Source organism: Pseudomonas syringae pv. cilantro, from assembly GCF_001293775.1.
GTDB classification, from domain to species: Bacteria; Pseudomonadota; Gammaproteobacteria; order Pseudomonadales; family Pseudomonadaceae; genus Aquipseudomonas; species Aquipseudomonas syringae_P.
The window spans coordinates 81036-101775 of sequence record NZ_LGLN01000033.1; the positions used below are offsets into that span (position 1 = coordinate 81036).

At 60.3% G+C, this 20740-nt stretch carries 20 protein-coding genes; 15 read left to right on the forward strand and 5 right to left on the reverse strand.

Annotated elements, in window-relative coordinates; all coding sequences use genetic code 11:
- The first annotated feature begins 1 nt into the window (after position 1).
- The 6 genes from lepB (at position 2) to pdxJ (ending at position 4479) form a co-directional block, all read left to right on the forward strand.
- Positions 2–856, forward strand: a complete 855-nt coding sequence (lepB, locus tag ABJ99_RS07340; protein ID WP_054085253.1) for a signal peptidase I — start codon at positions 2–4, stop codon at positions 854–856.
- A 110-nt stretch (positions 857–966) separates the two neighbouring features.
- Positions 967–1344, forward strand: coding sequence for a DUF4845 domain-containing protein (locus tag ABJ99_RS07345; protein ID WP_054085254.1), 378 nt, complete (start codon positions 967–969; stop codon positions 1342–1344).
- The gene (gene rnc / locus ABJ99_RS07350) at positions 1341–2030 is read left to right on the forward strand and encodes a ribonuclease III (protein WP_007248792.1); all 690 of its coding nucleotides are present in this window, start codon (positions 1341–1343) and stop codon (positions 2028–2030) included. Before ABJ99_RS07345 ends, rnc begins: the two co-directional genes overlap by 4 nt.
- Complete coding sequence (era, locus tag ABJ99_RS07355; RefSeq protein WP_007248791.1) at positions 2023–2925, forward strand: GTPase Era; 903 nt, start codon at positions 2023–2025, stop codon at positions 2923–2925. The genes rnc and era overlap by 8 nt, the downstream gene beginning before the upstream one ends.
- Positions 2926–2984: 59 nt before the next feature.
- On the forward strand, positions 2985–3668 hold the full coding sequence (gene recO, locus ABJ99_RS07360) for a DNA repair protein RecO (RefSeq protein WP_054085255.1): 684 nt from the start codon (positions 2985–2987) through the stop codon (positions 3666–3668).
- A gap of 70 nt (positions 3669–3738) precedes the next feature.
- Positions 3739–4479, forward strand: a complete 741-nt coding sequence (gene pdxJ / locus ABJ99_RS07365; protein ID WP_054085256.1) for a pyridoxine 5'-phosphate synthase — start codon at positions 3739–3741, stop codon at positions 4477–4479.
- Positions 4480–4487: 8 nt separating this feature from the next.
- On the opposite strand, the gene cmoB is transcribed toward pdxJ, so the two are convergent.
- The 4 genes from cmoB to lon form a co-directional block, all read right to left on the reverse strand.
- On the reverse strand, positions 4488–5447 hold the full coding sequence (gene cmoB, locus ABJ99_RS07370) for a tRNA 5-methoxyuridine(34)/uridine 5-oxyacetic acid(34) synthase CmoB (RefSeq protein WP_054085257.1): 960 nt from the start codon (positions 5445–5447) through the stop codon (positions 4488–4490).
- Positions 5444–6187: a carboxy-S-adenosyl-L-methionine synthase CmoA gene (gene cmoA / locus ABJ99_RS07375; RefSeq protein ID WP_054085258.1), complete on the reverse strand. Its 744-nt coding sequence runs from the start codon at positions 6185–6187 to the stop codon at positions 5444–5446. The genes cmoB and cmoA overlap by 4 nt, the downstream gene beginning before the upstream one ends.
- Positions 6188–6287: 100 nt before the next feature.
- The gene (locus ABJ99_RS07380; RefSeq protein ID WP_054085259.1) at positions 6288–6680 is read right to left on the reverse strand and encodes a protease inhibitor I42 family protein; all 393 of its coding nucleotides are present in this window, start codon (positions 6678–6680) and stop codon (positions 6288–6290) included.
- A 209-nt stretch (positions 6681–6889) separates the two neighbouring features.
- Positions 6890–9307 (reverse strand): endopeptidase La, encoded by a 2418-nt coding sequence (gene lon, locus ABJ99_RS07385; RefSeq protein WP_054085260.1) that lies wholly within the window; start codon positions 9305–9307, stop codon positions 6890–6892.
- Positions 9308–9486: 179 nt separating this feature from the next.
- Here lon and ABJ99_RS07390 point away from each other — a divergent pair, with 179 nt between their 5' ends.
- Genes ABJ99_RS07390 through ABJ99_RS07405 form a run of 4 tightly spaced genes read left to right on the forward strand, consistent with a single transcriptional unit; the run spans position 9487 to position 13801 of the window.
- Positions 9487–10161, forward strand: coding sequence for a methylamine utilization protein (locus ABJ99_RS07390; protein ID WP_054085261.1), 675 nt, complete (start codon positions 9487–9489; stop codon positions 10159–10161).
- Positions 10158–12512, forward strand: a complete 2355-nt coding sequence (locus ABJ99_RS07395) for a putative bifunctional diguanylate cyclase/phosphodiesterase (protein ID WP_054085262.1) — start codon at positions 10158–10160, stop codon at positions 12510–12512. Before ABJ99_RS07390 ends, ABJ99_RS07395 begins: the two co-directional genes overlap by 4 nt.
- Before the next feature lie 3 nt (positions 12513–12515).
- Positions 12516–13379 (forward strand): DUF3034 family protein, encoded by an 864-nt coding sequence (locus ABJ99_RS07400; RefSeq protein WP_054085263.1) that lies wholly within the window; start codon positions 12516–12518, stop codon positions 13377–13379.
- Positions 13379–13801, forward strand: a complete 423-nt coding sequence (locus tag ABJ99_RS07405; protein ID WP_054085264.1) for a group I truncated hemoglobin — start codon at positions 13379–13381, stop codon at positions 13799–13801. The genes ABJ99_RS07400 and ABJ99_RS07405 overlap by 1 nt, the downstream gene beginning before the upstream one ends.
- Positions 13802–14149: 348 nt before the next feature.
- On the opposite strand, the gene ABJ99_RS07410 is transcribed toward ABJ99_RS07405, so the two are convergent.
- The gene (locus ABJ99_RS07410; protein ID WP_054085265.1) at positions 14150–15142 is read right to left on the reverse strand and encodes a GntR family transcriptional regulator; all 993 of its coding nucleotides are present in this window, start codon (positions 15140–15142) and stop codon (positions 14150–14152) included.
- Between the two features lie 346 nt (positions 15143–15488).
- Between ABJ99_RS07410 and ABJ99_RS07415 the strand changes: the two genes are divergently transcribed.
- The 5 genes from ABJ99_RS07415 (at position 15489) to ABJ99_RS07435 (ending at position 20731) form a co-directional block, all read left to right on the forward strand.
- Entirely contained in the window at positions 15489–16859 is a 1371-nt protein-coding gene (locus ABJ99_RS07415; RefSeq protein ID WP_054085266.1) for an amidase, read from the forward strand.
- Between the two features lie 68 nt (positions 16860–16927).
- On the forward strand, positions 16928–17809 hold the full coding sequence (locus ABJ99_RS07420; RefSeq protein WP_002554892.1) for a polysaccharide deacetylase family protein: 882 nt from the start codon (positions 16928–16930) through the stop codon (positions 17807–17809).
- A gap of 27 nt (positions 17810–17836) precedes the next feature.
- Entirely contained in the window at positions 17837–19177 is a 1341-nt protein-coding gene (locus ABJ99_RS07425) for an MFS transporter (RefSeq protein ID WP_054085267.1), read from the forward strand.
- 10 nt (positions 19178–19187) lie between these two features.
- Entirely contained in the window at positions 19188–19949 is a 762-nt protein-coding gene (locus ABJ99_RS07430) for an SDR family NAD(P)-dependent oxidoreductase (protein ID WP_054085268.1), read from the forward strand.
- 32 nt (positions 19950–19981) lie between these two features.
- The gene (locus ABJ99_RS07435) at positions 19982–20731 is read left to right on the forward strand and encodes an SDR family NAD(P)-dependent oxidoreductase (RefSeq protein WP_054085269.1); all 750 of its coding nucleotides are present in this window, start codon (positions 19982–19984) and stop codon (positions 20729–20731) included.
- Positions 20732–20740 lie beyond the last annotated feature (9 nt).

Below are 20740 nucleotides of genomic sequence, written 5' to 3' on the forward strand. Positions count from 1 at the left end.
TATGTCACTAAATTTCCCGCTGTTGTTGGTCATCGCTGTGTTCGTCTGTGGCGTGCTTGCACTGATCGACCTGATTGTCCTGGCGCCTCGTCGCCGGGCGGCCATTTCGAACTATCAGGGTAGCGTCGGTGAACCTGACATTGCTGTCGTCGAGCGATTGAACAAGGAACCTTTGCTGGTTGAATACGGCAAATCGTTCTTTCCGGTGTTGTTCATCGTGCTGGTGCTTCGTTCGTTTCTGGTCGAGCCGTTCCAGATTCCGTCGGGCTCCATGAAGCCGACCCTGGATGTAGGCGATTTCATTCTGGTCAACAAGTTCGCGTATGGCATCCGCCTGCCGGTCCTGGACCAGAAAGTGATCGAGATCGGTGACCCGCAGCGTGGCGATGTGATGGTTTTCCGCTACCCGAGCGACCCGAGCGTGAACTACATCAAACGTGTCGTCGGGCTGCCGGGTGATCGCATCCGTTACACCAGCGACAAGCGCCTGTTCATCAACGGTGAGCTGGTGGCCAAAAAGCTGATCGGCACCGAGCCGGGTACGCTGGGCAGCGCGGAGTTGTATGAAGAACAACTGGGCACAGTCGAGCATCAGATTCGTCAGGAGATGACCCGTTACCGTGCGCCGCCTGACAGTGAATGGACAGTACCTGCCGCTCACTACTTCATGATGGGCGACAATCGCGACAACTCCAATGACAGCCGTTACTGGGATGACCCTAACATTCCGAAGGACGAGCTGGGCATGGTTCCGGACAAGAACATCGTCGGCAAAGCCTTTGCGGTGTGGATGAGCTGGCCAGAGCCGAAGCTCAGCCACTTCCCCAACTTTGCACGCGTAGGGTTGATCAAGTAATCGATGCGGCGCTGCCTGAGGCAGCGCCGTTTGTCATTTCGGCTGACGGGAAGCGCCTCTGCACGATGAGCCGGCCCGATCGGGCAGGCTGCGCACGTTTGAGGTCGAACATGAAGTTTTCTACTTCTCAAAAAGGTTTTTCGCTGGTGGGATGGCTGCTGGTTCTGGCGTTGGTTGCCTTTGCGACCACCACGGCCTTCAAGCTCGTCCCCCATTACCTCGACTACAGGACGATGACGAACATCATCGAAACAGTCGACACCAACAAGACCCTGGATATCACCACGGTCGACGAATTTTACGGTTATGTCGGTAAGAACATGCAGGTCAACAGCATTCGGGATATAGATTTGAACAAGGCGTTGAAAGTGACGGTGGAGAACAACGCGTTCAAAGCCCATTTGAATTATGAGCAGCGTGAGCCGTGGTTCCAGAACATCGATCTGGTGTTGAAGTTCGACAAGCAATTCAGTGTGGGGAAACCGTGAGCGTATCCCTGAGCCGCCTGGAGCGTCAGCTCGGCTACACCTTCAAGGATCAGGAACTGATGGTCCTGGCGCTGACCCACCGCAGCTTTGCGGGTCGCAACAATGAGCGTCTGGAATTCCTCGGCGATGCCATACTCAATTTCGTCGCCGGCGAGGCGCTGTTCGAACGCTTTCCGCAGGCCCGCGAAGGTCAGTTGTCACGCTTGCGTGCGCGGTTGGTGAAAGGCGAAACCCTGGCGCTGCTGGCGCGTGGTTTCGACCTGGGCGAATACCTGCGTCTGGGCTCCGGCGAGCTGAAAAGCGGCGGTTTCCGCCGTGAGTCCATTCTGGCTGACGCACTGGAAGCGCTGATTGGTGCGATCTATCTCGATGCCGGCATGGAAGCGGCCCGCGAACGTGTTCTGGCCTGGCTGACCACCGAGTTCGACAGCCTGACGCTGGTGGACACCAACAAAGACCCGAAAACCCGACTGCAGGAATTCCTTCAGTCGCGCGCCTGCGATCTGCCACGTTACGAAGTGGTGGATATTCAGGGCGAACCGCATTGCCGGACGTTTTTCGTCGAATGCGAGATCAACCTTTTGAATGAAAAGAGCCGAGGACAAGGTGTCAGCCGCCGGATTGCCGAACAGGTAGCCGCAGCAGCCGCACTCATTGCCCTGGGCGTGGAGAACGGTCATGACTGATACAACCGCAACTCGCTGTGGCTATGTTGCCATCGTCGGCCGCCCTAACGTAGGCAAGTCCACGCTGCTCAACCATATTCTGGGTCAGAAGCTGGCGATCACCTCACGCAAGCCGCAGACCACGCGTCATAACATGCTGGGCATCAAGACCGAGGGCGCCGTGCAGGCGGTCTATGTCGATACCCCCGGCATGCACAAGAATGGCGAAAAAGCGCTTAACCGCTACATGAACAAGACCGCGTCGGCTGCGTTGAAAGACGTCGATGTGGTGATCTTCGTGGTCGATCGCACCCGCTGGACCGACGAAGACCAGATGGTTCTGGAACGCGTGCAGTACGTGCAGGGTCCGGTCATCCTGGCGATCAACAAGACCGACCGCATCGAAGATAAAAGCGATCTGATGCCGCATCTGGAATGGCTGCAAGGCCAGTTGCCGAATGCCTCCATCGTGCCGATTTCCGCGCAGCACGGGCACAACCTCGAAGCGCTGGAAAGCCTGATCGCGTCCCATCTTCCGGAGAACGAACACTTCTTCCCGGAAGACCAGATCACCGACCGCAGCAGTCGTTTCCTGGCTGCCGAACTGGTCCGCGAGAAGATCATGCGCCAGCTGGGTGCCGAGCTTCCGTACCAGATCACCGTCGAAATCGAAGAGTTCAAGCAGCAGGGCCGCACGCTGCATATCCACGCGTTGATCCTCGTCGAACGTGATGGTCAGAAGAAGATCATCATTGGCGACAAGGGCGATCGCATCAAGCGCATCGGCAGTGATGCCCGTCGCGACATGGAGCTGCTGTTCGACTCCAAAGTCATGCTCAACCTGTGGGTCAAGGTCAAGGGTGGCTGGTCCGATGATGAGCGTGCGCTGCGCTCGCTGGGTTACGGCGACCTCTAAGCTGTCCTTCACCCGACCTCTTTGCGGTCGGGCGAACCCTTTTCTTTCGAGCCCGTCTGATGAGCACGCCCACCGGCCAACCTGCTTATGTGCTGCATAGCCGTGCCTATCGCGAAAACAGCGCGCTGGTCGACTTTCTCACGCCGCAAGGGCTTCTGCGAGCCGTGTTGCGCAGCGCCAAGGGCAAGGCCGGTTCGCTGGCGCGTCCTTTCGTGCCACTGGAAGTCGAGTTTCGCGGGCGTGGCGAACTGAAGAATGTCGGTCGCATGGAAAGCGCAGGCGTGGCCACCTGGATGACCGGTGAAGCGCTGTTCAGCGGCATGTACCTCAACGAACTGCTGATTCGCCTGTTACCCGCCGAAGATCCACACCCTGCGGTATTCGATCACTATGCCGCCACCTTGCTGGCGTTGGCCGCGGGGCGTCCGCTGGAACCGCTTCTGCGTTCTTTCGAATGGCGATTGCTCGACGATCTGGGCTACGGTTTTGCCATGGACACCGACATCAATGGCGAACCACTGGCAGCAGACGGCATGTACCGCCTGCAAGTGGACGCCGGGCTCGAGCGTGTCTATCTGTTACAGCCAGGCTTGTTTCAAGGCGTCGAGCTGCTGGCCATGGCCGAGGCCGACTGGAGCACGCCGGGCGCGTTGTCTGCTGCCAAGCGTCTGATGCGTCAGGCGCTGGCGGTGCATCTGGGCGGTCGCCCTTTAGTCAGTCGTGAACTGTTTCGCAAGCCGTAATCAGGCTTTATGCTCCATAGCCAGCATCAAGTCGATAAACATCAGTTCGTACCTTTTTCTGGAGACAACCGTGACCCAAAGCACTCGTATCCTTCTTGGCGTGAACATCGATCATGTGGCCACCTTGCGTCAGGCTCGCGGCACGCGTTATCCAGACCCGGTGAAAGCTGCGCTGGACGCCGAAGAGGCGGGTGCTGATGGCATCACCGTGCACCTGCGTGAAGACCGTCGACACATTCAGGAACGTGATGTGCTGTTGCTCAAGGATGTGCTGCAGACGCGCATGAACTTCGAGATGGGCGTAACCGAAGAAATGCTCGCCTTTGCCGAGCGTATCCGCCCGGCGCATATCTGCCTGGTGCCGGAAACACGTCAGGAGCTGACCACCGAAGGCGGTCTGGACGTCGCCGGGCAGGAAGCACGCATCAAGGCCGCAGTCGAACGGCTGGCAAAGATCGGTTGTGAGGTCTCGCTGTTCATCGACGCCGACGAGCGTCAGATCGCGGCATCAAAACGTGTGGGTGCGCCCGCCATCGAACTGCACACCGGCCGCTATGCCGATGCTCAGACCCCGACCGAAGTCGCCGAAGAACTGCAACGGGTGGCCGATGGGGTCGCATTCGGTCTCGCTCAGGGCCTGATCGTCAACGCCGGTCACGGCCTGCACTATCACAACGTCGAAGCGATTGCGGCCATCAAGGGCATCAACGAACTGAACATCGGCCACGCACTGGTGGCCCATGCCTTGTTCGTTGGCTTCAAGGCGGCGGTGTCAGAAATGAAAGCGCTGATCGTGGCAGCGGCCCGCTAACCCCTTCGTCAAGGCTTGCGCCCCACGATCACCGCACGCATGGGCGCAGGCAAGCCTTCTACGGTCTTGCTGTGATCGTCAGGGTCCAGATAGTCACTCAACGACTGAAAGCGCATCCACTCGGTGCTGCGCTGTTCTTCGACCGTGGTATGGCTGACGTCCACACAGCGCACGTCGGTAAAGCCTGCGCGGCGCATCCACAGCTCCAGCGCGGGCACTGACGGGAGGAACCATACGTTGCGCATTTGCGCATAGCGGTCTTCCGGCACCAGCACCTGATGCACATCGCCCGGCACTACGAGCGTTTCCATCACCAGTTCCCCACCTTTGACCAGACAGTCTTTCAACGCCAGCAAATGGTCGATGGGCGACTTGCGGTGATACAGCACGCCCATTGAAAACACCGTGTCGAAGCCCTCAAGACCGGCGGGCAGATCTTCCAGCGTGAAGGGCAGGTGCCAGGCGGGCAGGTCGGGCAGGTAGCGCTGCATGGCCTGGAACTGGCAGAAGAACAACCAGTTCGGGTCGACACCAATCACACTGTCGGCCCCGGCACCGAGCATGCGCCACTGGTAGTAACCATTGCCGCAGCCTACGTCGAGAACGCGTTTGCCCTTCAGATCGAGGTGTGGCGACACTCGTGACCACTTCCAGTCCGAGCGCCATTCGGTATCGATGTGCACGCCAAATACGTTGAACGGTCCCTTGCGCCATGGCGACAAGCCGAGCAACGCCTTGCGTAGCACGGTACGGGTTTCGCCGTCACATTCGGTTTCCAGGGTGAAGCTGTTTTTCAGATCGACCCTCTCGGGTTGCAGGTCCGGCAATGCGTCCAGCGCACTTTGCCAGCGTTGCAGGTCGCCGTGACCCTTGGTCATCTTGGTGTCGAGCTGGGCTTGCAGGCCATTGGCCCATTCAGCAAGAGGGGTTCCCGTCAGGCGACGGACGAGGGGAGCGAGATCAATCATGGGAGGGCAATCAACGAGGCAAAGTTAAGGCATTGGAACCAGGGCACGACTTTGGAGAAGCCCGCTGCCAGCAGGCGCTGACGGTGCTCTTCAAGGCTGTCGGGTTTCATGACGTTTTCGATGGCGCTGCGTTTCTGGGCAATTTCCAGATCGCTATAGCCGTTGGCGCGCTTGAAGGCGATGTGCAGATCGGTCAGCAGCGCGTGTTCCTGCTCATCGTTGAAGCGCAGTTTCTCGGAGAGGATCAGCGCGCCGCCCGGCACCAGTGCATCACGAATGCGGCCGAGCAGCGCCAGACGCTGGTCGGGCGCGATGAATTGCAGGGTGAAGTTCAGCGCCACCACCGAGGCAGGCTTGAACTCCAGTGCCAGGATATCGCCCTCGATGACCTGCACTGGCAGCAGCTCCTGAAACATGGAGTTCTGCGCATTAAGGTATTCGCGGCAGCGCTCGACCATTGCACTGGAATTGTCTATCGCGATGACTTCACAGCCTTCGCCGCGTACGTGACGGCGCAAGGCTTGCGTGACAGCACCCAGCGAACTGCCGAGGTCATACAGCACGGTGTCGGGCTGCGCGAACTGCGCGGCGAGCACGCCGAGGTTTTCGACAATAGTCGGGTAGCCGGGCACCGAGCGCTTGATCATGTCCGGGAATACCCGCACCACGTCTTCATTGAAGGCGAAGTCAGGCACCTGAGCCAGCGGCTGGGCGAAAATGCGGTCGGGTTCTTTGCTCACGGAGGTTCCGGCGAAGGCTTTGAAAGGCGGGCATTCTAGCCAACTTGTCGCCGGGATGCATGGTGCAGCGCGTGCGCTCGGACCAGCCGTACCGAAAGCCTCAGTTCACGCTGATTGCGCACTCGAAGGTCTGCTCCGGCGGCACTTCCGGCGCCCACGGCTGTTGATAGGTCATGAGCAGCTTCCCGGTGCCGGCGTCCGTTGCCTTGTAGCGCCAGACTGATTGTCCGCCGCTGCCGACCATTTCCTTGCTCTCGGCGTTGGCATACACCTCAGGCCCCAGGCTGCGCAGGACAGTCGGTGCCGGGTTCTGGATCAGCCAGCGAAAGCCCGTCGTCGGGTTGCTGGGCAGCGTGAGGATCAGCGTCTGACCGGTTTTAAGGGCCAGCGGGCAGTCGCTTTGCGTGTCGATGGAAACGATGTTCTTGGGCGTTTGTGCACACGCCGTCAGCAGCGCAAGGCTCAATGGTGCAAGAAAACGAACAGGGGGCATGGCAAGTTCCGGTTCTGCGAGACAAGACGCAAGAATAACCGATCAGGGTTTTAGGGGGGGAGTACGGCAGGTATCGCGCTCAGGATCGGACGCAGAGCGTCCAGAGCTGCGTGCCGATGCGGAGCATCGGCACGATAGTCAGTTAGATTTGTGTATAACGATGAGCGCGGGAGCGAGAGTCAGTGTGAGACTTGCTCCCGCATCAACCTCTAAAACAACACCTTCACGACATCGGCAAAGCGCTTGGCGAAGTGGACGGTGATGCCTTCCTTGAGGTAATCCGGCAGCTCTTCGAAGTTGCCGCGGTTCGGTTCCGGCAGGATCAGTTCGTGGATCTTCTGTCGGCGCGCCGCAATGACTTTTTCGCGCACGCCACCGATGGGCAGTACATGGCCGGTCAGGGTCAGTTCGCCGGTCATGGCCACGCCTTTCTTCGGCGCCTGATTGCGCGCCAGCGACAGCAGGGCGCTGGCCATGGTCACACCTGCGCTCGGTCCATCCTTCGGGGTTGCGCCCTCGGGAACGTGAACATGCACGAACGCTTCATCGAAGAACTTCGCGTCGCCACCAAACTTCGACAGATTGGCACTGACGTAGCTGTAGGCGATTTCTGCCGACTCTTTCATCACATCGCCCAGTTGCCCGGTCAGCTTGAAGCCCCGGTTCAGGGTGTGGATGCGCGTCGCCTCGATCGGCAAGGTCGCGCCACCCATGCTGGTCCAGGCCAGGCCCGTGATGACACCCACTCCCGACAGCACCTGTTCACTGCGGAACACCGGCATGCCGAGCGACGCTTCGAGGTCTTTCGGCCCGATCCTGATCACGGAATCAGGCGCGTCCAGCAGTTTGACGACCGCTTTACGCACCAGTTTGCCGAGCTGTTTTTCCAGATGCCGCACACCGGCTTCGCGCGCATAGCCTTCGATCACGGCGCGCAAGGCAGTGTCGCTGATGCTCAGCTTGTTTTTCGCAACGCCGGCTTTTGCCAGCTGCTTGGGCCACAAGTGGCGCTTGGCAATCGCGAGTTTTTCTTCGGTGATATAGCCCGACAGGCGAATCACTTCCATCCGGTCGAGCAACGGGCCGGGGATCGAATCCAGGGTGTTGGCTGTGCACACGAACAGCACTTTCGACAGGTCCAGACGCAAGTCCAGATAATGATCGAGGAATTCGACGTTCTGTTCCGGGTCCAGGGTTTCCAGCAGCGCCGATGCCGGGTCGCCCTGATAGCTCTGGCCCATCTTGTCGATTTCGTCGAGCATGATGACCGGGTTCATGACTTCGACGTCTTTCAGCGCCTGTACCAGCTTGCCCGGCTGGGCGCCGATGTAAGTACGGCGATGGCCCTTGATCTCGGCCTCGTCGCGCATACCGCCGACGCTCAGGCGATAGAACGGCCGACCCAGTGATTCGGCAATCGAGCGGCCGACGCTGGTCTTGCCTACGCCGGGCGGGCCGACCAGCAAGACAATCGAGCCGCTGATCTCGCCCTTGTACGCGCCCACGGCGAGAAATTCGAGAATCCGCGCCTTGATGTCATCCAGCCCGGCGTGGTGCTGATCGAGCACTTTGCGGGCGTGCTTGAGGTCCAGTTTGTCCGCACCATAGACGCCCCACGGCAACGAACTGGTCCAGTCCAGGTAATTACGCGTCACGGCGTATTCAGGCGAGCCGGTTTCCAGCACCTTGAGCTTGCCGATTTCCTCGTCGAACTTCTTGCGCGCCTGTGGCGGCAAGGTCTTACCCTCAAGGCGCTGCTCGAATTGTTCGATATCCGCGCTGCGGTCGTCTTTACTAAGCCCCAGCTCCTGCTGAATGACTTTGAGCTGTTCCTTGAGGAAGAACTGGCGCTGATGCTCGCCGATCTTGCGGTTCACCTCGGCGGAGATCTCTTTCTGCAAGCGTGCGACTTCGACTTCCTTGCGCAGCATCGGCAGGACTTTTTCCATGCGCTTGAGCATCGGCACGCAGTCGAGCACCTGTTGCAGCTCAACGCCGGTAGCGGAGGTCAGTGCCGCAGCGAAGTCGGTCAGCGGTGACGGGTCGTTGGGGCTGAAGCGATTGAGGTAATTCTTCAATTCTTCGCTGTACAGCGGGTTGAGCGGCAGCAGTTCCTTGATCGCATTGATCAGCGCCATGCCGTAGGCCTTCACCTCGTCGGTAGGCTCGTTAGGCTGCTGCGGATATTCGACTTCAACCAGGTACGGCGGGCGATGGTGCTTGAGCCAGGTGCGGATTCGTACGCGGCTCAGGCCCTGCGCCACGAACTGCAAGCGACCATTTTCGCGGCTGGCGTGGTGAACCTTGACCAAAGTGCCATACTCGGGAAGCGCCGCCGTATCGAAGTGGCGCGGATCTTCCTGTGGCGTGTCCATGAAGAACAGCGCCAGCGAGTGATGCTCGGACTTGCTGACCAGCTCCAGGGTCTCGGCCCACGGCTCTTCGTTGACGATCACCGGCAATACTTGCGCAGGGAAGAACGGGCGGTTGTGAATCGGGATGATATACACCTTGTCCGGCAGGTTCTGGCCGGGCAGGGCAAGCGAGGTGCTGTCGGAACTCAGAGACACTTCGTGCTCGTCTGCGTCATTGGGCAAATCTGGCGAGTCTGTCTGCTGGTCGCTCATGGGGCACCTGAGAAGTTGAACATGGCTCTTAGATGGGGCAGCGACCCTCAGGTTTCAATAGTCTTGGTCGATAGTCTGTAAAGCGACAATAAAACCGCTTTCGTGTTACGGAGGCAGTCAGCACCTGAATCGCGCTGGCTTATTTAATTGCGGCGCTGCCGCTATGGATTGAATCAGGTATGACCAACGTATTTTTTTCAGCATTACTGGCTGGATTATGGATAGCATCGGCCGCCACAGCATCGGCCGCGACCTTTACTGCACAAATGCTCGACAGCCGGGGCAAGCCTCTCGCTGATGCAGTGGTAACGCTCAAAGGGCCACCCGGTGCTGCACCCGTTGTGCTTCAGGCGTCGATGGATCAGCGCGACCAGGAGTTTTCACCCTACGTGCTGGCGGTGCACACCGGTACGCACGTCAAGTTTCCCAATAGCGACAACATTCGCCATCAGGTGTATTCGTTTTCCCCTGCGAAACGTTTTGAATTGCGTCTTTATGAAGGCACCCCGTCGGAACCGTTGCTGTTCGACAAGCCTGGCGTCGTGGTTCTCGGTTGCAACATTCATGACTGGATGGTGGGTTATATCTACGTGACCGACGAGCCATGGTTCGGCGTTACGGACAGCAAAGGCCTGCTGAAGCTCGACCAGGTCCCTGCCGGGCACTATGCCGCCACCCTCTGGCACCCGCAGCTTGAAAATATGCAGCCCGTGTCGGGTGGCGAGTTCGAGGTGCCCGCTACAGGCCTCGTTCAGCGCTTCAAGCTGGAGGTCGAGGCGAAAGCGGAGGACAAACCAGCCAGGCCGGCGTCCGGCGGGTTTGGTGACGCCTTTCACAAGGCCGCTCATGAATGAAGCTTAAAATCAGCTTTCAGGCGCGTATCGCCGGGGTTCTGATTGCCCTGTTGCTGATTGTCGTGGGCGCAGTGTTTCTGGCGGTCAAGTTCGCGACCGGCGATGCAGTGCGCACCCAGGCGCAGGCGCAACTGGAAGTTGGTAGCCGGGTGTTTGAACGCCTGATAGATCTGCGCGGCAAGCGCTTGCGGGACGGCGTGCAGTTGCTGGCTGCCGACTTCGGCTTTCGCGATGCGGTGGCCAGCTCTGACGCATCGACGATTCGCTCGGTACTGCTTAACCACGGCAAGCGGATCAATGCCAGTGACATGTTCCTGCTGGGCATGGACGGTGTGGTGATTGCCAGCACCATTCCCGACGTGCCAGAGGGCTCCAGATTCATCTACGACCAGGCGCTGCGCAATGCCAAACGCGCCGGGCAGTCCGTATTGATCATTCCCGGTGGCGGGACACCGCATTTGCTGGTGGAAAGTACCGTGCTGGCGCCGTTGCCGATCGGTCGGGTGGTCATGGGATTCGCCATCGACAGCAACATTGCCGAAGAACTGCGCTCGCTCAGCGGCCTGGAAGTGTCTTTCCTCACGGTGGAAAACGGTGAACCCGGCAGCTTGATCAGCACCCAGTCGCCCGCGATGCATGAAGGGCTGGTCGAACTGATGAGAAACTCCTCCGGCGGTCAGATGCGCGTCACCGAACAGGCCAACCAGAAATTCCTCAGTCAGACCCTGATGCTGGCCAACACCGGCAATGCCGGCGACGGGCAAGTGATAGCGCTGTTGCAAAGCCCGCTGGACAAGGCTTTTCAAGCCTTTGCGCCGCTGGATGAAAAGATTTTCTGGATTTCCATGGCCGCCTTGCTGGCGTCCTTGATCGGCACGCTGGCACTGGCGCGCAGCGTTTCGTTACCGGTGCGGGCTCTGGCGATTGCCGCCAAGCGCATCGGCGACGGTGATTATGAAACCCCGGTCAACATGGCCCGCGACGATGAGCTGGGCATGCTCGCTGATGCCATCAACACCATGCAGCATGGCATCGCCGTGCGCGAGAGCCAGCTTGCGCATAACGCGCTGCATGACAACCTGACCGGCCTGCCCAACCGGGCGCTGGTCATGGAGCGTCTGGGCAGCGCGATTGCTGCCGAGCGCCCGGTTGCGCTGCTTTACCTGGGTATCAGCAATCTCGCGGCGATCAGTGAAAGCGCGGGTGCCGAGGGGGTGGAGCCGTTGTTGCTTCAGGTCGGGCAACGCCTGCAAGGCATTCTGCGTGCTGGCGATACAGTTGCCCGGCTGGCCGCCACCGAGTTTCTGCTACTGCTGGACAACACCACCAGCGACGGCGCCGTGGGCATGGGCGACGCCGTGCAACGTTCGCTCGCCGGGTTGCCGCGCATCGACAATCTGGATCTGGCGCTTGAATGCTGTGTCGGCATCACGGTGTACCCGGAACACGGTGGCTCTGCTCACGAGCTGGTCAGTCGTGCCGCGATTGCCCGCAAAGACGCGACCTTCCTGCCTGGCCGTCTGCAGATTTATCAAGACGGTCGTGACCTTGCCCACCAGCGCCAGATCTGTCTGATTCGTGACCTGCGCAAGGCACCGCAGAACGGCGAGCTGACGCTGCATTACCAGCCCAAGCTGGATATCCGCCAAGGCTATGTGCGGCAGGCCGAAGCCTTGCTACGCTGGGTTCACCCACGGTTCGGCAATGTATCGCCGGCCGAATTCATCGTGCTGGCCGAGCGCACCGGCAGCATTCATCTGCTGACTGACTGGGTCATCGAAGAAGCGTTTCGCCAGTTAGCCGACTGGCGCCAGCGCGGGCTGGTGTTGCAGGTGTCGGTCAACATCTCTGCCGATGATTTGTTGAGCGGGGACCTGGCGGGGTACGTCATGCGCTTGATCAAGCAATATGGCGTGCCTGCCGAGCAGTTGGTGTTCGAAATCACCGAAAGCGCAGTCATGAGTGAGCCGGAAAAGGCGCTGATTGTTCTGCACCGCCTGCGCGATTGCGGCATCAGCTTGTCGATCGATGACTTCGGCACTGGTTACTCGTCACTGGCGCACTTGAAGCGACTGCCGGTGCAGGAACTGAAAATCGACCAATCCTTCGTGCGCGATCTGGATGAAACCAGTGAAGACGCTGTGATTGTGCGTTCAACCATCGAAATGAGCCACAACCTTGGGCTCAAGGTCGTGGCCGAAGGCGTTGAATATCAACACAGTCTGGACTTGCTCCGACGCTGGCATTGCGACACGGCACAGGGTTACCTGATCAGCCGTCCGCTGCCGGCGGCCGCCTTTGAAGCATGGATTGCCAAGTCTCAGGTGTCACCCGGCGTTAGGGTGAACTAAGTCATGTCCTATAAAATCTCGTTGCTGTTGGGCTGTGTTCTGGGCGCTTTCGCACCGCTTGTACTGGCTGACAACGGTCGCTTGATTGCCACCGGAGGCGCTACCAGCATCGAAGGCAGCGCTGGCGGCGGCATCACGCCATGGGCGGTGATCACCGGCTACAGCGAGCAGGGCGAGTGGGGCGCAACCGCCTTCGCCACGCATGTCAATCTGCCGGATTACAACCTGGACGTGGCGGGCCTGGCGTTCGCTTACGGCAACCGCATCGAGCTGTCCTACGCTCACCAGCGTTTTGATATCAGCCCTTTGCAGCACCGGCTCAGCTTGCCGGACGATAACCTCAGCCAAGACGTGTTCGGCGTCAAACTGCGGCTGTTCGGCGACCTGATCTACGACAGCCTGCCGCAGGTGTCGTTGGGCGTGCAGTACAAACATCAGAATGACTTTCTCATCCCCAGCCTGGTCGGCGCGCAGCGCGATTCGGACGTCGAAGGCTACCTGACGGCCAGTCGGCTGTTCATGGGCGCTGTGTTTGGCTACAACGTGGTGGTCAACGGTGGAGTGCGTTACAGCCGCGCCAACGAAACCGGCCTGCTCGGTTTTGGCGGTGACCGGCGCGACCGCCGCAGCGTGCTCAAAGAGGGGTCGGTAGCGGTCCTGTTCAACCCGCACTGGGCGCTGGGTGTCGAGTATCGCGAGAAGCCGGACAACCTTTCGTTCGCGGGCGAAAGCGACTGGGCGGACGTGTTCGTCGGGTATTTCCCCAACAAGCACCTGTCCGTTGTGTTGGCCTACGCGCGTCTGGGTGAAATCGTCACGCTGGATAACCAGAACGGCACCTATCTGTCCGTGCAGGGGAGCTTTTGATGCGGCGTTTGTTTATTTGCCTGATGCTGGCGGTCCTGGCCGCTTGCGCCCAGCAGCCTGTGAAGGACGATAGCCTTTATCAGGACCTCGGCCAGCGCGCCGGTATTCAGCGCATCGTCGAAGGCATGCTGATCAATGTGGCCAGGGACGAGCGCATCGTCGAACGCTTCAAAAGGGTCAACATTGTGTTGTTGCGCGACAGCCTGGTCGACAAGCTCTGCGCTGAAACCGGCGGGCCTTGCCGCTATACCGGCGACAGCATGGCTGAATCCCACAAAGGCCAGAACCTGACGCCCAGCGACTTCAACGCACTGGTCGAAAACCTGATCGCCTCGATGGACGCCGAGCACATCCCAGTCCCCGTACAAAACCGCCTCATCGCCCGACTGGCGCCGATGCGGGGTGAGGTGATTGGCAAGTGAAATGACGCGCTGCGTCAAATCTGTGCTGCTGAACAACGTCATGTCTTGCACGTAGTCACTGCATGTAAACGAAAGCGCTCTTTCATCGCGATGGCACTGACGACGCAGAGTGCTACGTAAGTGACGGCTGAGCCCTGACACTGATCCGGGTGATGNGACGCCGAGCAAGCCGCACCGGTCCCTCAAAGTGAGTCGCCGAGGCGCGAAAAGGTGACCTGAGTCGGAAGCAAATCCCACTGATATTGCAGAACCGCTGTGCGAAGCGGAGCGTGGGCACGAGAGCGATCCTTCAGGTACTTACGGCTTCGCGCGGCGGCTGACGAAAGGCCTGGTGGTTTCAGGCGCACCTCAACTCAACCGCGTCAGATACCGCGGCACTTCCTGCTCCGGCAACACCGACAGCACTTTCAGGCGCTGGAGCATGCGTTGCCGGGCGCGTTGCAGGTGTTCCCTGAGATTGAGGGCGGCAGCGTCGAACGCGCCGTGCAGCAATAACTCAATGATCAGCCGGTGTTCGGCGAGCATCGCTTCGTCTGCACCGATGTCCAGCAAGCGGTAGAAAATCCGGTTGATGATCATGGGGCTCTGCGCCTGGCTGATCAGCGTCGCGATCTTACGGTTTTGCAGGCCCGACAGGCACTGCTGATGCAGGTCGTCCTCAAGGCGCTCGATGTCTTCCAGGCTGCATCGCTCGACGCTTTGTGCATGGACGACTCTGGCCAGCATCGCTTCAAGGGTGTCACGGCTCAACGTCGGGGCCGTCAGGCGCAAGGCTTCCGGCTCCAGACAGGCGCGCAGTTCGTAATCTTCGGTGATTTCCCGAGCGGTCAGCGGCCCGGCCAGCCATTGTGAGTAAGGCTCCTTTTCCACCAGCCCTCGATCACGCAGACGCATCAGCGCCTCACGGACCACCGCACGGCTGACACCGTAGTGCTGCGCGGCGCTCTGTTCATCCAGCCGATAATGACCAAACGCAATGCACGCCGACAGCGCCGCGCCGATCTCGTCATGGATACGTTCGCCCAGCGGACGGGTGTCGACCAGTTCTTCGCTGCTGTCCAGGCCAAATTGCGTGTGGCTGAGGCTCAGGCGCAGCGGCTCGACCTCACGAGACTCCGGATTGACCAGATAACCGCGGCCATCGAAACGGCTGATCAAGCCTTCTTCATGCAGCAAATTGAGCGCTTTGCGCACCGGCACGCGGCTGGTGCCGAACAATTCCGCCAAGGGTGCTTCGAGCAACACCAGTCCATTGGCAGCCGCACCGGAAAGTATGGCGTTACGCAAGACCTCTCGGATCATGGCGTAGCGCGACGCGGTGCGCGGGTCCTCTTCTGACATGGGTTTCTTACACGTGTGACGGCTGACGGACGATTCTCGCACAGATGCACGGCTGTCACCTTGGGCTACGTCCAGATGCTCACTCATGGGGCCACCGTTACTTTTTTGCACTTAAATGTATCTTTTATAAAAGATACATTATTTCTTTATGACGATTCGTTTCTCTTGTTAACCGCTACCGAACTGAAACCGTCTTTTCGCGGAAAAGAGTTCTAGCACGCTGGTTCCAGCTCGGCGGGCCTGATCGGCTGCTCGTGTGCGACGTCGTTCGGTGAAGATTGGCATGGAATCTGCCTTTGTTAAATGTACATTTTAGTAATAAGTACATTTTAGAGGCATGACGTTCATGATCGATACCGGGAGTCACCGTGTCACCCGTGATGCCTGCGCAATGGCTGATGACTTTGCACAGGGCCGCAGTGATCCTGTGCGTGTGCTGGATCAGGCGTTGCAGCAGGCGACGCAGGTCGACCACGTGTTCATCTCCATGAGCGTCGAGCGTGCGCGCCGTGAAGCCGAAGCCTCGGCAGCCCGCTGGAAGCACGGGCAGCCATTGAGTCCTTTCGACGGCGTGCCGATTGCCTGGAAAGACCTGTTCGACGTCGCTGGCTGCGTCACCACCGCAGGTGCTGCGCTGCGTAACACTCTTTCGCCTGCCTTGCTGGACGCGCCGAGCGTCGGGCTGCTGGCGCGCGCGGGCATGATCAGCCTGGGCAAGACCAATCTCAGTGAATTCGCCTACTCCGGGTTGGGACTGAATCCGCATTTTGGCACGCCGGTCAACCCGCTGAGCGACGCCGTACCGCGCATCCCGGGGGGCTCTTCGTCGGGCTCGGCCGTGGCGGTCGCGTCGGGCATCGTGCCGATTGCGATGGGCACCGACACCGCCGGGTCGATCCGCATTCCTGCAGCGTTCAACGGGCTGGTCGGCTTTCGCAGCACCAGCCGCCGCTACAGCCGTGACGGTGTGTTCCCGCTGGCGCTGACCCTTGACAGTGTCGGCCCGTTGACCCGCAGCGTGCGCGATGCGCTGGTGATCGATGACTTGCTGTGCGCGCGCAGCAAGCCGACCTCACTGCTGCCGCGCAGTCTTGCCGGGCAGCGTTTTCTGGTCGATCAGGCCGTGCTGGAGGACGAGCGTGTAACGCCTGCGGTTCGCGAAAACCTGTTGCGCGCCGTTGAGGTGTTACGTGCTGGCGGCGCGCTTGTCGAGTTGCGTCCGTGTCAGGCATTTCAGGCCACCTTGCAATTGATCCAGCATCACGGCTGGCTGGGTGCGGCCGAGGCGTTTGCCCTGCACCAGCCGCTGCTCGACAGCGACGCCGCCGACCAGCTCGACCCTCGGGTACGCAAGCGTCTGGAAGCCGCGCGGTCGATGTCTGCCAGCCTGCTGGTCAACCTGTACAGCGCCCGCGAAACGTTACAAGAGCAGCTGACCCTCGAACTCGATGGCGCGTTACTGTTGACGCCCAGTGTCGCTCACGTCGCTCCGCCGCTTGCGCCATTGCTGGCCGATGACGAGCTGTTCATTCAGACCAACCTCGCAACGCTGCGCCTGACCATGCCCGGCAGCCTGCTGAACATGCCCGGCGTTTCATTGCCCAGCGGAGTCGATGCCGCAGGCCTGCCCACTGGCTTGCTGATCAGCGCGCCAGCGGGGGAGGACGCGCGTCTGCTGCGTGCGGCTCTGGCCGTGGAGTCACTGCTCAAATCCTGAACAACAGCAAACCGGCACGCGTGCTGAATACCGCGCTGCCGCTCTGATAAACCAGCGGGAGAAGCAAAATGGCCAAAGAAATTCTGTGTGCGTTTGGGGTGGATGTCGATGCAGTCGCAGGCTGGCTCGGCTCGTATGGCGGCGAAGATTCACCGGACGACATTTCTCGCGGGCTGTTCGCCGGGGAAGTCGGTGCGCCGCGTCTGCTCAAGCTGTTCGAACGCTACGGCCTGCGCACCACCTGGTTCATTCCGGGCCACTCGATGGAGACTTTTCCCGAGCAGATGAAAGCCGTGGCTGACGCCGGACATGAAATCGGCGTGCATGGTTACAGCCATGAAAACCCGATTGCCATGACCCCCGAGCAGGAAGAGATCGTGCTCGACAAGTCCATCGACCTGATCACGCAAATGACCGGCAAGCGCCCGACCGGCTATGTCGCACCGTGGTGGGAATTCAGCAACGTCACCAACGAACTGCTGCTCAAGAAGGGCATCAAGTACGACCACAGCCTGATGCATAACGACTTCCATCCTTACTACGTTCGCGTCGGCGACAAGTGGACCAAGATTGATTACAGCCAGCATCCCGACACCTGGATGAAACCGCTGGTGCGCGGCGAAGAAACCGATCTGGTGGAAATTCCCGCCAACTGGTACCTCGACGACCTGCCGCCGATGATGTTCATCAAGAAAGCGCCGAACAGCCACGGTTTCGTCAACCCACGGCACCTGGAAGAAATGTGGCGCGACCAGTTCGACTGGGTCTATCGCGAGCACGAACACGCTGTCTTCACCATGACCATTCACCCGGACGTGTCTGGTCGCCCGCAAGTGCTGCTGATGCTGGAGCGCTTGATCGAGCACATTCAAAGCCATGCTGGCGTCAAGTTCGTCACGTTCGACGAGATTGCAGACGATTTCGTACGTCGCAATCCCCGTACCCGCTGATACATTGCCCTGTCCGAGGCGTCACTCATGTCCATTTACAACAAGCTCGACCTGACCGGCTGGAAACCTGAGCAACTGACTCCGGACCAAGTGCGGTTCGCCACATGGATTGCGTTTTTCGCGTGGGTGTTTGCGGTATATGACTTCATTCTGTTTGGCACGCTGTTACCGGAAATCGGTCGGCATTTCAGCTGGAGTGAGGTCGAACAGGCCGAAATCGCGACCTGGGTCGCGGTCGGTACGGCGGCGGTGGCACTGGCCATCGGTCCGCTGGTAGATCGCCTGGGACGGCGCGTGGGTATCATTTTTACCGTGAGTGGTTCGGCAATCTGTTCGGCGCTCACGGCCATTGGTGGGTCTTGGGGCAAATCGCCGCTAATCCTGATTCGTTCGCTGGGCGGCCTGGGTTACGCAGAAGAGACGGTCAACGCGACCTACCTGAGCGAAATCTACGCCGCATCGGATGACCCGCGTCTGGCCAAACGTCGCGGCTTCATTTACAGCCTGGTGCAGGGCGGCTGGCCGGTCGGCGCACTGATCGCGGCCGGCCTGACGGCGGTGTTGCTGCCGATCATCGGTTGGCAGGGCTGCTTCATTTTTGCGGCGATCCCGGCCATTGTCATCGCGATTCTGGCGCGCAAGCTCAAGGAGAGCCCGCAGTTCCAGATTCATCAGCGCATCACTCAACTGCGCAAAAAAGGCGACGTCAGTCAGGCGCAGGCTGTGGCTCAGACTTACGGTGTGGATTATGACGAGCACAGCAAAGCGGGGATCGGTGCGGCCTTCCGGGGTTCTTCGCGCCGCGCCACTTTGGTGATCGGTGCTGCGATCCTGCTCAACTGGGCGGCGATCCAAGTGTTCAGCGTGCTGGGTACGACGGTCATCGTCAGTGTTCACCACATCTCATTTGAAAACTCGCTGATCATTCTGGTGCTGTCCAACCTGGTGGGTTATTGCGGCTACCTGTCCCACGGCTGGATGGGCGACCGCATCGGCCGTCGTAACGTGATCGGCCTGGGCTGGATGCTCGGCGGTCTGGCCTTCGCGGGCATGCTCTACGGGCCAAGCAATATGGCGATGGTGGTCGGGCTTTATAGCCTGGGCCTGTTCTTCCTGATCGGGCCTTACTCGGCGGCGCTGTTCTTCATCAGTGAAAGCTTTCCGACCAGCATTCGTGCAACCGGTGGCGCAATTATCCACGCCATGGGACCGCTAGGCGCTGTTGTGGCTGGCTTCGGTGCCACCTCGGTATTGAGTGCCGGTGGCGACTGGCAGACCTCGGCGCTGTACTTCGGCGCCGTGCCTTGCTTCTTGTCGGGCGCGCTGATGTTCGCCGCTAAACATGTGCGACCTGAAACCGTTAAATAAGGAGCAGCCCATGATTCGTAAAGTTGCAGTGGTCACCGGTGCCGCGAGCGGCATCGGTCAGGCGCTGGTAGTGGCCTTCGCCCGCCAGGGGGTTGCGGTGGCAGGCGGGTATTACCCGGCTGACCCGCACGACCCGGAACAAACCCGTCTGTTGGTCGAGGAAGCGGGCGGCGAATGTCTGATGCTGCCGCTGGACGTGACCTTCACAGAATCCGTCGACGACCTGGTCGCGCAGGCGGTCAAGGTGTTTGGCCGCATCGACTACGCAGTGGCCAATGCAGGGCTGCTGCGCCGTGCGCCGCTGCTGGAAATGACCGACCAGCGCTGGAACGAGATGCTCGACGTGGACCTGACCGGCGTCATGCGCACCTTTCGCGCGGCGGTTCGGCACATGGGCGAGGGCGGCGCGCTGGTGGCGATTTCCTCGATTGCCGGCGGTGTCTACGGTTGGCAGGACCATTCCCACTATGCGGCAGCCAAGGCTGGCGTACCGGGTTTGTGTCGTTCGCTGGCAGTCGAGCTGGCACCGAAAGGCATCCGCTGCAACGCCGTGATTCCCGGTCTGATCGAGACGCCGCAGTCGCTGGACAGGCAAAACTCGCTGGGGCCGGAAGGTCTGGCACAAGCAGCCAAAGCCATTCCGCTGGGCCGTGTCGGCCGGGCAGATGAGGTTGCAGCGCTGGTGCGCTTTCTGTGCAGCGACGAAGCCAGCTACCTGACCGGGCAAAGCATCGTGATCGACGGCGGCCTGACCGTGCGCTGGCCGGGCTAGATCGCGCAAACTCAACCAAGGACCCCCAACCCATGCAACAACTCAAACAAAAGCGGGCAGTGATCACCGGTGCAGGCAGCGGCATCGGCGCGGCCATCGCCCGCGCCTTCGCTGCTGAAGGCGCGCATCTGGTGCTGGGCGATCGTGATCCGGCCAGCCTGGCAAAAGTCGCCGAACACTGCCGCCAGCTCGGCGCGCAGGTGCATGAGTGTGTGGCTGACGTCGGCAGTGTCGAGGGTGCGCAGGCCAGCGTCGATGCCTGTGTCGAGCATTTCGGCGGCATCGATATTCTGGTCAATAATGCGGGCATGCTCACTCAGGCCCGCTGCGTCGACCTGAGCATCGAGATGTGGAACGACATGTTGCGCGTCGATTTGACCAGCGTGTTCATCGCCAGCCAGCGCGCCTTGCCGCACATGATTGCGCAGCGCTGGGGGCGCATCATCAATGTCGCCTCGCAACTGGGCATCAAGGGCGGTGCCGAACTGACCCATTACGCCGCCGCCAAGGCCGGAGTCATCGGTTTCAGCAAATCGCTGGCGCTGGAAGTCGCCAAAGACAACGTGCTGGTCAACGCCATCGCGCCCGGTCCTGTCGAAACGCCGCTGGTGGCTGGCATCAGCAGCGCCTGGAAAACCGCCAAGGCCGCCGAGCTGCCGCTGGGCCGCTTCGGGCTGGCCGAAGAAGTCGCGCCTGTGGCTGTGCTGCTGGCCAGCGAGCCGGGTGGCAATCTGTTTGTCGGCCAGACACTGGGCCCCAATTCCGGCGATGTCATGCCATGAGCAACCTGC